Genomic DNA, 13126 nt, shown 5'->3' with positions numbered 1-13126 from the left:
CACAATCGCCGCGGATTTGATTTCTTCTGGATGAAGGCCTATCAGAAACCGACAACCTCAAGCCAAGGCGACAAGAGCGGAAATGCCGGCATCCCTTCGATCTTTAGCAAAGCGCGACGGATGGGTGCGCCTGCTGCGTTCACCGTTTCTGCGCTGGACGACCGCAGGTCTCGTGCTCTTCCTGCTGTTCGTCAAGATCGCCCTGCCGCTCTTTATTTCGACCCCGCTCATCAAGGACAACATGGAGGCGGCGCTCTCGCGTTGGACGGGCGCACGCGCAACTATCGTCGGCAGCGCCTCCATCAGTTTCTGGCCAGGTCCGGCGCTGACGCTGTCCGACATCCGTTTTGAAACAGAAGAAACAACCGCCCCCTTTGCCACGGCAAAAGCGATCACTGCGGATTTCGATCTGCTCGCCGCCTTGAGCGGAACCCCGGTGTTCTACGACTTCCACCTACTGGAACCCGTGCTGACCGTCCGGCGCGATGCAGAAGGGCGGTCGAACTGGCCCACTCCCCTATGGATGAGCGCGGCCATCATGGAACAATCACGCGCAGGCTCAGCAACACCGCGCGGAGAACCTATCGGTGATATCGTCATCGAGAACGGCTCCATCGATTTCGAGGATGCGCAGACCGGCTACTCCGGCCGGCTCGACAGGATTATCGGCGCGATCGCATGGCGCAGCCCGGAAGCGCGCCTGAACGCCAATCTCGGCGCCATCGTCGGGGGCGAGCCAGTCGACCTGAACCTCTCCGTCGATGCGCCGATGGCCTTTCTTGCCGGGCGAGACAGCCGCCTGAGTGCCGCAATCGGCTCGGGACCTCTGCAGATTGCTTTCGATGGTACAGGCGCAGGCGGACGGTATCCGGGTGTCAACGGCGGCCTGCAATTGAGCGTGCCGTCGCTCTCCGGCCTTGCTCGCTGGTTCGGAAGGGATGCAGGGTCCGCCGTGCAGACATCCTCATTGGCTCTCGAAACGACGATCAGCACGACGGCCAACGAGCTTAAGATGGATGACCTCACGCTGACCATGGACGGCACCAATGCCACCGGCCTGATGGATCTCGCGCGTCGTCCCGGCGAGAGCCACAAGCTCAACGGCAGCCTTGCATTCGACAAGCTGCAGGCGGAAACCTTCGCCGCTTTCTCTCCCTTCCTGCTGAGCAAGGACGACGCATCGCAGCAGGGCATTGCGCTGCTGGAAAGGCTCGACGTCGATCTGCGGCTTTCCGCCCAGACCGCGAGCTATGGCCAGATCGTCCTGACCGATCTGGCAGCGGGCATCATGAGCAGTGGCGAGCGAACCTCCATCGACATCGGCGACAGCGGTTTTGCCGGCGGGTCTTTGAATGGCCGCATCAGCATGGTCGACGGTGGAACCAAGGGTGCGGAAATGCAGGTTTCGCTGAAGAACCCGGACTTCGGCGCTCTGGTGCAAAATCTCGGGATCGATGGCCCGACACTGCGGGGCGAAGGCACATTGAGCCTGGATCTTGCGACCGCCACCCCTCTGAATGCCGCCACGATCAATGACTTTGCAGGCGATATCCGTTTCAGAGGCGGACGCGGGACACTGACACGCTTCGATATCGACACCTTCCGGAGCCTCATCGCCCAAGGGCGCTTCTTCGATTCCGCGGCAGCTTCCGACGGCGCGTTTCCAACGCAATCATCCGAGATCGAGGCCATGCTCAAGGACGGCGTTGCAACACTGGAAAAGGCGGAGATCCGTGGCGAAGAGAATACGCTGGTCCTGACCGGCGTCATCCCCTTCCACAGCAACGGCCTGGCATTGGCGGGATCGCTGACGGCAAACGACAACTCGGCTCCGGCCGTCCGCTTCTTCGCGGGCGGGTCGTGGCCGAATGCGGTGATCTCTCCGCTTTCGGCCCTGCCGGCTCAACCGTAACCCCTACTGGGCGAAGGCTGCCCGCTCGTCTGCAACGCGCTGGGCTTCGCGGCGGCGAGAGACGACCGAAGCAATCAGCACGCCGACCGCGACGATGCCGATCAGGATCGTGCAGATCGCATTGATCTCAGGCGTCACGCCGAGGCGCACCTGGCTGTAAATCTTCATCGGCAGTGTGGTGGCACCCGGACCCGACGTGAAGCTTGAGATCACGAGGTCGTCGAGCGACAGCGTCAGCGCCAGCACCCAGCCGGAGAAGACGGCCGGCGCGATGACCGGAAGCGTGACCTGCAGGAAGGTGGAGACCGGCGTTGCCCCGAGATCCATGGCCGCCTCCTCGATCGAGCGATCGAAGGACAGAAGTCGCGACTGCACGACGACGGCGACGAAGCACATCGTAAACGTGATGTGGGCGAGCGTCAGCGTCCAGAAGCCGCGATCAAAGCCGATGGCGACGAAGAGCAGCAGCATGGAGAGACCGGTGATGACTTCCGGCATGACCAGCGGCGCATAGATCATGCCGGAAAACAGCATGCGGCCGCGGAAGCGCGTGTAGCGCGTCATGGCAAGCGCCGCGAACGTGCCAAGCACGGTAGCGACCGTCGCAGAGATCAGCGCCACGCGGATCGTCACCCAGGCAGCATCCAAGAGCGCCTGATTCTGGAAAAGCTGCACATACCAGCGCGTCGAAAAGCCCGCCCAGACCGTGACCAGCTTCGATTCGTTGAACGAGAAGATCACGAGCAGCACGATCGGCAGGTAAAGGAAGGCAAAGCCGACGATGATCGAAACGATGTTGAAACGGGACCAGGTCGACATCAGCGGCCCTCCCCGTCAGCCTTGGTCTGGGCATGCTGGAAGAACATGATCGGCACCACCAGAATGAGCAGCAGGATCGTTGCCACGGCGGCAGAGACCGGCCAGTCGCGGTTGGCGTTGAATTCGTTCCACAGGGTCTTGCCGATCATCAGTGTTTCCGAACCGCCGAGCAGGTCGGGGATGACGAATTCGCCAACGGCAGGAATGAAGACCAGCAGGCAGCCGGCGACCACGCCCGGAATGGAAAGCGGGAACGTGACGCGCCAGAAGGCCGAGATCGGCGTGCAGCCGAGGTCAAGTGCCGCTTCCGTCAGGCTGTGATCCATCTTTTCCAGCGCCGAATAGAGCGGCAGCACCATGAAGGGCAGATAGGAATAGACGATACCGATATAGATCGCCCAATTGGTGTTGAGGATGATCAGCGGTTCACTGATGACGCCGATCGACATGAGGAACTGGTTGAGCAGACCTTCCGGTTTCAGGATCGCGATCCAGGCGTAGACGCGGATCAGAAAGCTCGTCCAGAAGGGCAGTATCACGAGCATCAGCAGCGTCGGGCGAATGCCGCTTGGCGCCCGCGCCATGCCATAGGCGATAGGATAGGCGATCAGCAGCGTCAGGATCGTCGAGATGAACGCGATGATGACGCTCGACATATAGGCCTTGGCGTAGAGCGCGTCTTCCGTCAGCCAGATGTAATTGTCGAAGGAGAACTCCTTCACGCCCGCGATGATGCCGGAGATTCCCTCGGCGAGATCGAAGACCGGCGTGTAGGGCGGCATCGCCACGGCCGTCGTGGACAGCGAGATGCGCAACACGATGACGAAGGGAATGAGGAAGAAGAACAGCAGCCAGGCGTAAGGGATGATGATCACGAGGCGGTTGAAGATGGCCGAACCGATCCTGCTCATGGGCTCAATCCTTCAGCACGACGCCGGCATCCTCGGCGAAGGATATCCAGACTTCCTGCTCGTAGCCCAACGGGTCCTCGACGGCACGCACCGCATTGAGCGATGACGCCTTGACGACCTTGCCATCGGGCAGCCGGACATGGAACACAGTCATGTCGCCGAGATAGCCGATATCCCAGATCTCGCCGCGCATGGCGTTGGTTCCGAACGAAACCGGCTCTTCGCGGCTGACCTTGATCTTTTCAGGGCGAACCGCAAACCCGGCCTTGGCGCCAACTGCAGGTGCATCTGTCGCTGCGACACGGATGGGAAAACCGGACTCGGTCTCGATCTGTAGCTTGCCATCCTCGCTCGACGAAACTGTGCCATCGAAGATATTCACGTCACCGATGAAATCCGCCACGAAGCGCGAGTTCGGAGCCTCGTAGATTTCGGCCGGGGTCGAGACCTGGATGACCTTGCCATGCGCCATCAGCGCGATGCGGTCTGCCATGGTCATCGCTTCTTCCTGATCGTGGGTGACGATGACGAAGGTGAGGCCGAGTTCCTGTTGCAGGTCCATCAGTTCGAACTGGGTTTCCTCGCGCAGCTTCTTGTCGAGCGCGCCGAGCGGCTCGTCGAGCAACAGGACCTTCGGCCGCTTGGCGAGCGAGCGGGCAAGCGCCACGCGCTGGCGCTGGCCGCCGGAAAGCTGATGCGGCTTGCGCTTGGCAAACTTCTCAAGCTTCACCAGCTTCAGCATCTGATCGACGCGCTCGGCGATCTGCGGCTTCGGCATGCCGTCCTGCTTCAGGCCGAAGGCGATGTTGGTCTCAACGGACATATGCGGAAAGAGCGCATAGGACTGGAACATCATGTTGACGGGCCGCTTGTAGGGCGGGATGCCGGCAAGGCTCTGGCCGTCCAGAATGATTTCGCCAGAGGTCGGCTGCTCGAAGCCGGCGAGCATGCGCAGCAGCGTCGATTTTCCGCAGCCGGACGCGCCCAGAAGAGCGAAAAACTCACGGGTATAGATGTTGAGCGAAAGGTCATCGACGGCGACGAAATCACCGAACTTCTTCGTAACATTTTTAAAGGAAATGAATGGCTTGGACGTCGGATCGGTCCAAGGAGCAAAGGAACGCCGGATACTGCCGAGTGACTTCATCATCTATCCCCGAATGATGTGATCTTTATGCGGGGCCTATGGCCCTTATAAAACTGCCCGGATTTGAGGTCCGGGCAGTTTCTTTGGTGTTTGGATTACTGGCCGGTGGCGACCTTGGTCCACATCCGCGTCAGCACCCGCTGTTCCTTGGCGTCGAAGGGCGTGGTGGTGAAGAGCTTCTTCATGACGTCTTCCGGCGGATAGATCGCGGTGTCGCCGATCACGTCCTTGCTGATGAACTGCTGCGATGCCTTGTTGCCATTGGCGTAAAAGACATAATCGCTGGCCTTTGCGATGACTTCCGGCTTCATCATGTAGTTAATGAAGGCGTGCGCTTCCTCGGGGTGCGGCGCATCCGCGGGGATCGCCATCACGTCGAACCACATCTGGGCGCCTGTCGGCGGGATCGAGAAATCGACCTTCACGCCGGCATCCGCTTCGGCAGCACGGTCACGCGCCTGGAAGACGTCGCCCGAATAGCCGATGGCCAGGCAGATATCGCCGTTGGCGAGTGCGTTGATATACTCGGAGGAGTGGAACTTGCGCACAAACGGGCGAACCTTGAGAAGCGCCTCTTCAACCTTGGCCAGATCCTCAGGCGCGTGGCTGTCCGGGTTCAGGCCGAGATAGAGCAGAACGGACGGCACCACATCGGTCGGGGAGTCGAGGATGTGGATGCCGCAATCCTTGAACTTGGCGGCGACGTCGGGATTGAACAGCACATCCCAGGTCGGCTTTTCATCCGTACCGAGGATCGCCTTCACCTTTTCGACGTTATAGCCGATGCCGGTCGTGCCCCACATGTAGTCCACGGCATATTCGTTGCCGGGATCGTAGGTGGCGATGCGGTTGGTGATCTCGTCCCACATATTTGTGATGTTCGGCAGCTTCGTCTTGTCGAGCTTCTGGAACACGCCGGCCGCGATCTGGCGCTGCAGGAAGGTCGCCGTCGGAACGACGACGTCGTAACCCGAGCCGCCGGCCAGCAGCTTGGTTTCAAGAATTTCGTTGGAATCGAAGACGTCATAGACGACCTTGATGCCGGTTTCCTTGGTGAAATCTTCGAGAATGCTGGCGTCGATATAATCGGACCAGTTGAAAACGTTGACGACGCGCTCCTGCGCGCTGGCAATGGATGCCGACCCGGCAAGGATCAGCGCAGCAAAAGCTGAAACAATCTTACGCGACATAAAATTCCCCTTGGTTTTTTTGGCCCGCGTCCGGTGGTCTGGCGTCAGTCGCCGGGCGGCCCACTCTATGCGCAAGGTGAGGTTAGGCATGTTTTCACACAACCACAAGCGCTTTTCGGCGCTTCCTCGAAGTCTTCAAACACGCTCCCGATTTTAGCAAGCTCTTCAAAAAACGTGTTTTTCAGGAATCCGCCCGCGATGCACACAGGATCAGAGGCAGCCAGACAAACAGGGTTAACCATAAGTTTATATCAATCTTTAACGGCCGTGTTTACGATTGATTAACCCTGATCGCGATGGCACCCTGCCGCCGTCTCCAGTGTCTTGCGTTTCGGAGTGACAGTCATGGCAACGAAATCTCCGCGGATCGATCCGCGCGAGCTGAAGCGGCTTTCCGTGCTTCAGCCCCACAGAACCCTTCTTGCGATCGCCTTCGACTGGGCCCTGATCGCCGCGGCCATCGCCTTCAGCAAATATATGCAGCACCCGCTCGCCTATCTCGCGGCCGTGATGGTCATTGCCGGTCGCATGCACGCCTTCGGCTGCCTCATGCACGAGGCAGCCCACTACCGCATCATCAAGAACCGCAAGGTCAGCGACTGGCTGAGCGACCTGCTGCTCGCATGGCCGATCCTCGCCACCGTCGATGGCTACCGGATGAACCACCTCGCCCACCACCAGCACACCAACACCGAGGACGACCCCGACTGGTCGGCCAAGCTCGGCATGGCGCAGTTCACCTTCCCGCAGAAGGTCTGGCGCGGTCTTGTGCAGCTGGCAGGCTATCTCTTCGTGGTGAATTCGATCCGCGACATCATCCACGTCTCCAAGCGCATCGGCGAGCACGATCGCTCGACCCGCACCTACAAGGCGCTGCGCATCGGATTTTATGTGCTGGCCGGCGTGATCTTCTCGGTCTTCGGGCTCTGGAACGATTTTGCCGCCTACTGGGTCGTGCCGTTCCTTACCTTCTTCTGCATGTTCCTCTATGTCCGCAGCGTGGCGGAGCATTTCGGCAGCATGGATTATTCAGACGAACTCGGCAGCTCGCGCACGGTCTATCCCTATCACTGGGAAAAGCTGTTCTTCGCGCCCCACAACATCAACTATCACCTCGAGCATCACCTCTATCCCGGCGTGCCCTATTACAACCTGCCGGAACTGCATGCCGTGCTGATGAAGAACCCGGTCTATGCCTCGCGCGCCCATATCACCCGCGGCTACACGACCGGGCTTGCTTCGGAATGCTTCGCAACCGAAGCGCCGCTGCTGCCGAGCCACCATCCGGTCAGCTACTGAAAATCAAAGGCGCTGAAGCCGGTCACCATCTCATCCAAACCGAGCGGCCGGGTCACCGGCGGCTCGGCCCGCGCCAGGCAGCCCTGCCGCTCGCAGAGCCGGCAGGCCGTGCCCGCCGCGACCGTCGCGAGCGGGCTTTCGCCGTAGACCGTTTCTGCCGCATGGCTGGCATCGCAGCCGATCAGCAGCGCGGTGCGTCGAACGCGCTCGCCGAAACCGGCTTGCGGCCCCTCGACCGTGCGGGAGACGACGAGAAACTCGCCGCCACCAAAAATCTCCGCCCGCTCCGCCAGCACCTGCCCCGGCTGCGCGAAGGCGGAATAGATATTGAGCTTGGGACAGCTGCCGCCGAAGCGGGCTTTCGGAAATCCCTGTGCGCCCGAAAGCCGGAGGCGGTTTCCGGCACTGTCGATTTCCATCAGGAAAAAAGGGATCGTTGCCGCACCCGGCCGCTGCAGCGTGGCGAGCCGGCTTGCCGCCTGCTCGAACGACACGCGGAAACGGGCGGCGAGCGCCGAAAGATCATATTTCAACCGCTGCGCCGCCGCGAGGAAAGCGCCATAGGGCATCATCAAGGCCAGCGCCGCATACCGCGCAAGCTCGAAGCGGGCGATACGTCGCGCTTCACTGGTCGAAAGCGACAGGCGATCGAGCTCACTCGACAACGCCTCGTGCAAGACTATCTGCGCGGTCTCCATGGCGATCTCGCGCAACTGATCCTGCAGGGATAGCCGCTCGGACAGAAAAAGCCGCATGGAATGGCGATCGAAACGACGGCGCAGGCCGGGCATCACATGCACCGGCAACGTCCGGATCGTCATGCCATGGTTCTTGCGCAGCCACTCCTTCAAGGCGCCGCCGAGATCGTCCGCCGGGGCAAGCGCCGTGTGAAAGGCTTCCGCAGCGACCTCGATATCTTCGAAATAAGAAGGCCGCGCCTCCAGAACGTCGCGCACCTCATCCGCCGGCAAACGGGCGCCGGAAAGGGCGGCGACATGCCCCTCCTCCGCCAGCAGCCCGCTCAGATCCTTCAGCCGCAAGGATTGCTCACGGTAGGCGCGGTAGAGCTTTAGGATACCGCTCGCGACATTCGGCGCGGCCTCCGCCACCTCGATCAGCTCCTGATCGCCCGGCAGCTCGCCGGACAGCAGCGGATCGGAAAACATCGCGCGCAGCTCGGCGATGTTGTCGGAGGTTTCGCCGCGCAGTTCCTCAAGGTCCAGCTTGTAGACGGAGGCGAGCTTCAGGAGCAGCTGGACGGTCAGGGGCCGCTGGTTGCGCTCGATCAGGTTCAGATAGGACGGCGAAATGCCGAGCGCATCGGCCATGGCCGTCTGCGTGAGCCCCTGCGCATTGCGGATACGCCGGACGCGGGGGCCGGCAAAGATCTTGTTTTCCGCCACTGTCACAACCTTTTACAAAATCGACTTCCGAAGAAGATTTTACATTTTTTACAAAATTACAAACCCACCCTGTCACAGATTACACATCATAACCCCTTTTTAAGCAACAATAAATCCATTTTTCTCGCATCTGCGAAGCGTTCACTGTAAATAAAATGACAGATCCGGAGGGGCTATGAGCCTGACCTTCAACGAAAGTCGGAGGCGATGCAGACAATGAGGAGAAAGCTATGACTGATTTTTACAATCTCGTTCCCGGCGCACCGGAAGGCCGCTTCGACGGCATCGAGCGTCCCTATTCGCCAGAAGACGTCCTCAAGCTGCGCGGCTCGGTCCAGATCAGGCAGACGCTGGCGGAAATGGGCGCCAATCGCCTCTGGAAGCTCATCCACGAAGAAGATTTCGTCAACGCGCTCGGCGCGCTTTCCGGCAACCAGGCCATGCAGATGGTTCGCGCCGGCCTGAAGGCAATCTATCTCTCGGGCTGGCAGGTTGCTGCGGATGCCAACACGGCGTCTGCCATGTATCCCGACCAGTCGCTCTATCCGGCCAATGCTGCACCGGAGCTTGCCAAGCGCATCAACCGCACCCTGCAGCGCGCCGATCAGATCGAGACCTCCGAAGGCAAGGGCCTGTCGGTCGACACCTGGTTCGCGCCGATCGTCGCCGACGCGGAAGCCGGCTTCGGCGGGCCGCTCAACGCCTTCGAGATCATGAAGGCCTTCATCGAGGCCGGTGTCGCCGGCGTTCACTTCGAGGACCAGCTGGCATCTGAAAAGAAGTGCGGCCATCTCGGCGGCAAGGTTCTGATCCCGACCGCGGCCCATATCCGCAACCTCAATGCCGCGCGGCTTGCCGCCGACGTCATGGGCACGCCGACGCTGATCGTTGCCCGCACCGACGCGGAAGCCGCAAAGCTCCTGACCTCCGATATCGACGAGCGCGACCAGCCCTTCGTCGACAAGGACAAGGGCCGCACGGTCGAGGGCTTCTACAACGTCAAGAACGGCATCGAGCCCTGCATCGCCCGCGCCATCGCCTATGCGCCGCATTGCGACCTGATCTGGATGGAAACCGGCAAGCCGGACCTTGAACAGGCCCGCAAGTTTGCCGAGGCCGTGCACAAGGCGCATCCGGGCAAGCTGCTCGCCTATAACTGCTCGCCGTCGTTCAACTGGAAGAAGAACCTCGACGACGCAACGATCGCCAAGTTCCAGCGCGAGCTGGGCGCGATGGGCTACAAGTTCCAGTTCATCACGCTCGCCGGCTTCCACCAGTTGAACTTCGGCATGTTCGAACTGGCGCGCGGCTACAAGGAACGCCAGATGGCGGCCTATTCAGAGCTGCAGGAAGCGGAATTCGCAGCCGAAATCAACGGCTACACCGCAACCAAGCACCAGCGCGAAGTCGGCACCGGCTATTTCGACGCCGTCTCCATGGCGATCACCGGCGGCCAGTCGTCGACGACCGCGATGCATGAATCGACCGAGCACGAACAGTTCCGCCCGGCTGCGGAGTAACTCTATCGTCCCCTCTCCCCGCGTGCGGGGAGAGGGCTAGGGTGAGGGGCAAAAGCTTCGGCATTCACTGTTGTTGTGACCCCGCCCCTCATCCGGCCTGTCGGCCACCTTATCCCCGCACGCGGGGAGAAGGGAGATGCCGCATCACCGTCTACCCTTCCCAGCAATCGGGGAGGCCTGAAACACCACATTCAAAAACCCCGAAGAGAAGAGGAGAAATGCCATGACAGTCCAGGCCCCCATCAAGACCCAGGTGAAGGAACGCGCCGAAGAACAGGCTTCCGCCATGACCCCCGAGCAGCAGGCAATGATCCGCACTGTCGCCAACGATCTGCACCGGCTGAACCATGCCGTCATGAAGGCGGTCGAGGCTGGCGTCTCCGTCGAACTCGTCCGCTCCGCCCGCCACCATGGCGGCGCCGGCAACTGGGGTGATCTCTTGATCCCCGTCATCGTTACGCAGGGCCGGGGCTGACAGGCTGTCCCCTTACAGGCTTCCGGCCAGAACCCTCGGCGCGCCCTGCCCCGCCGAGGGTTTTTCGTTTGCGGAACCAGATCGATCAGAGAATGAAATCCGCCGCCGTCAGCTGAAACTTGCCCTTCAGGACGATCTCCATGTCCAAGACAAAGCTGCCTTCGATGTCTGCGACCGTCGACACAACTGTGTTGTTGCCCACGATCTTCGCGCTGAGCGTACCGATGGCCCCCGACCCTGTGGCATCGAAGATGAAGGCCTGATTGCCGCCGATATTCGTATTGGCGTCGATATCCGAGAGATCGATGATATCGACGGCGCGGTTGAAGTCGCTGATGGTTGCGCGGGCTGCATATTGCGACCAGCTTTCGAACTGGAACGTGTCGGCTCCCGATCCGCCGATCAACGTATCCTCACCAACGTTGGTGCGCAGCAGATCGTTGCCGGCACCGCCGTCCATATGGTCATCGCCGGGGCCATCGATCAGTTCGTCGCGACCGCTTTCGCCGAACATGCGATCACCGCCGTAACCAGCTTCCAGCTCGTCGTCGCCAGAGCCGCCGTAAAGCCTGTCCGAGCCGTCACCGCCTTCGAGCCAGTCACGACCGGCGCCACCGCGAAGAATGTCATTGCCGCCGCCGCCGATCAGATGGTCACGGCCGAAACCGGCCTCGACTGTGAAGGATTCTCTGGAAAATGCGCCGACATGAATATAATCGTCGAAATCGGTGCCGATGATCTTCTCTGCAATCGCGCTGGCCCGCCGTGCATCAAAGCCTTCGGCAATAGCGCGCGAAGCGCTGTACCCAGCCGCAATGCCATAGCCAAGGTTTGAGAAATCGGCCGTATCATAGCCAATCCCGCCGTTCGCGCTGTTCTCCGACGACATGATGATCATGAGATCGTTGCCTGCGTCGCCTTCGAGTTGGGAAGCGCCCGTGCCGCCTTTCAATGTGTCATTGCCTTTGTCGCCATAGATGGTCTGGTTGGTTCCGGCGATCATGATATCGTTGAAGTTGGAGCCGTGAACTTCTTCGATACCAGTGATCCTGTCGCCCTTTGCGGCGGAGTCATTGTTGCCGGAGCCTGTGCCACTGCGCAGGTCGATCGTGACCGAGGAACGGCTGTAGCGATAATCGAGCGTATCACGGCCAGAACCGCCATCGATCTTGTCGCTGCCCCAACCGGCGAAGATCAGGTCGTCGCCCGATCCACCGTTGATCGTGTCGTCGCTGCCGAGCCAGATGTCCTCTCTGTGGGCGCCATCCTTGTCCCAGATCACGTCATCGCCGGCGCGACCATATACGGTGTCATTGCCGAAACCGATCTCGATCATGTCGGCAGCAGAGGTGCCTTCGATGGTGTCCCACCAGATGCTGTCTTTCATGGTATGAAGCAGACTGAAGCGCATGGGACCATCTCCTTGAACCGATGTAAAGGTTGTAGAGACAATTCCGCCGATGCGCTGTTTCCTTTGGAACGCCGTCAGAGCGCCCGGCTCGGGCGCTTGCCGGCAAAGATATCGGCGTGGCTTTTGAGCAGCTTGGTCATGCGGTCAGCCACCGTGCGGATATCGCGGCGATGGCGGTCGTCATTGTTCATGACGATCCACTGGCGATGGGCAAGCTCCGGGATGTCTTCGCCCGCCCGCTCGAGTTCGGGATCGAGATCGCCGACAAAACAGGGAAGCACGCCCTTCCCCGCCCCCGCGCGGACCAGATCGAGCAAAGAGCGCGGCCGGTTGGCAAATGCGACGATACGATCCGCAGCATTCTGGTGCGGCCATCGCAGGTAGGCGGAGAGAGCATCCTCCTCGCTGACCGCAACGAAGCGCCCCGGTTTTTCTTCAGGCGCGTTGCGGCGCTGGTAGAGGGCATAGGCGACGAGACCGACCGGGCGGGCGGCGAGGTTCGGCTCCTCCGGCTCGAAGGCGCGGATGCCGATATCGACCTCCCGATAGGCGAGGTTAGCCCTTGTTTCACCAATATGCAGATCGATGCGAAAGGCATCCCGTTCCGTCCGGATCGCCGGAAAGTTCTCCGAAAGCAGCCAGGCAATCCAGGTGCCGGCGGCGATGCGCACCGTCGTCTGCCCCTCGGCTTCACGGTGCCAGTGGTCGAGCTTGCGGGCGGCCGCCTCCATGTCCTGCAACTGATCGAACAGGAAACGGCCATCGGCGGTCAACGTATACCCCGTCTGGCTGCGGTTGAAGAGAGAACGCCCGGTGTGTTGCTCAAGCTCCAGCATCCGCCGCCCGATCGTGGCGGAGCTGAGACCCGTGACCTGAGCGGCGCCGGTGAGGCCATTGCCCCGCGCTACGGTCAGGAAACATTTGTAGACGTCCCAATCGATGTCTTTCATAATTGAAAAATGTCTACGCAATTATGGTCTATGTAAAGCATTTTTTGAAAGATATTTTCAGTCTGTCCGAATTGCCCGGCCCCCATAGG

The 13126-nt window shown here is 60.7% G+C and carries 11 protein-coding genes; 4 read left to right on the top strand and 7 right to left on the bottom strand.

Annotation, left to right across the window (positions count from 1 at the left end; genetic code table 11):
* The first annotated feature begins 82 nt into the window (after positions 1-82).
* Positions 83-1912: an AsmA family protein gene (locus BLX89_RS19145; RefSeq protein WP_083637688.1), complete on the top strand. Its 1830-nt coding sequence runs from the start codon at positions 83-85 to the stop codon at positions 1910-1912.
* Positions 1913-1915: 3 nt separating this feature from the next.
* Here the strand turns inward: BLX89_RS19145 and BLX89_RS19140 are convergent, their stop codons facing one another.
* The 4 genes from BLX89_RS19140 to BLX89_RS19125 form a co-directional block, all read right to left on the bottom strand.
* Complete coding sequence (locus BLX89_RS19140; RefSeq protein WP_198935173.1) at positions 1916-2734, bottom strand: ABC transporter permease; 819 nt, start codon at positions 2732-2734, stop codon at positions 1916-1918.
* Positions 2731-3642 (bottom strand): ABC transporter permease subunit, encoded by a 912-nt coding sequence (locus tag BLX89_RS19135; RefSeq protein WP_075292540.1) that lies wholly within the window; start codon positions 3640-3642, stop codon positions 2731-2733. The genes BLX89_RS19140 and BLX89_RS19135 overlap by 4 nt, the downstream gene beginning before the upstream one ends.
* Before the next feature lie 4 nt (positions 3643-3646).
* Positions 3647-4789, bottom strand: a complete 1143-nt coding sequence (locus tag BLX89_RS19130) for an ABC transporter ATP-binding protein (protein ID WP_075292539.1) — start codon at positions 4787-4789, stop codon at positions 3647-3649.
* 95 nt (positions 4790-4884) lie between these two features.
* Positions 4885-5979, bottom strand: a complete 1095-nt coding sequence (locus BLX89_RS19125; RefSeq protein WP_075292538.1) for a polyamine ABC transporter substrate-binding protein — start codon at positions 5977-5979, stop codon at positions 4885-4887.
* Positions 5980-6324: 345 nt separating this feature from the next.
* Here BLX89_RS19125 and BLX89_RS19120 point away from each other — a divergent pair, with 345 nt between their 5' ends.
* Positions 6325-7278 carry a fatty acid desaturase gene (locus BLX89_RS19120; RefSeq protein WP_075292537.1) on the top strand — a complete coding sequence of 318 codons (954 nt, stop codon included), beginning with the start codon at positions 6325-6327 and terminating at the stop codon, positions 7276-7278.
* Here BLX89_RS19120 and BLX89_RS19115 read toward each other — a convergent pair.
* Positions 7272-8681: a helix-turn-helix domain-containing protein gene (locus tag BLX89_RS19115; protein WP_075292536.1), complete on the bottom strand. Its 1410-nt coding sequence runs from the start codon at positions 8679-8681 to the stop codon at positions 7272-7274. The two genes, BLX89_RS19120 and BLX89_RS19115, sit on opposite strands and share 7 nt — an antisense overlap.
* A gap of 230 nt (positions 8682-8911) precedes the next feature.
* Between BLX89_RS19115 and aceA the strand changes: the two genes are divergently transcribed.
* Positions 8912-10201: an isocitrate lyase gene (aceA, locus tag BLX89_RS19110; RefSeq protein WP_075292535.1), complete on the top strand. Its 1290-nt coding sequence runs from the start codon at positions 8912-8914 to the stop codon at positions 10199-10201.
* A gap of 223 nt (positions 10202-10424) precedes the next feature.
* The gene (locus BLX89_RS19105; protein ID WP_075292534.1) at positions 10425-10676 is read left to right on the top strand and encodes an SMc00767 family acetate metabolism repressor; all 252 of its coding nucleotides are present in this window, start codon (positions 10425-10427) and stop codon (positions 10674-10676) included.
* An 85-nt stretch (positions 10677-10761) separates the two neighbouring features.
* Here the strand turns inward: BLX89_RS19105 and BLX89_RS19100 are convergent, their stop codons facing one another.
* Both BLX89_RS19100 and BLX89_RS19095 read right to left on the bottom strand, forming a co-directional pair.
* Positions 10762-12087, bottom strand: a complete 1326-nt coding sequence (locus BLX89_RS19100; RefSeq protein ID WP_075292533.1) for a calcium-binding protein — start codon at positions 12085-12087, stop codon at positions 10762-10764.
* A gap of 74 nt (positions 12088-12161) precedes the next feature.
* Positions 12162-13037, bottom strand: coding sequence for a LysR family transcriptional regulator (locus BLX89_RS19095; RefSeq protein ID WP_075292532.1), 876 nt, complete (start codon positions 13035-13037; stop codon positions 12162-12164).
* Between the last annotated feature and the right edge of the window lie 89 nt (positions 13038-13126).

Source organism: Pararhizobium arenae (genome assembly GCF_001931685.1).
Taxonomy (GTDB): Bacteria; Pseudomonadota; Alphaproteobacteria; order Rhizobiales; family Rhizobiaceae; genus Pararhizobium; species Pararhizobium arenae.
This window is presented reverse-complemented; position numbering and strand designations above follow the sequence as displayed.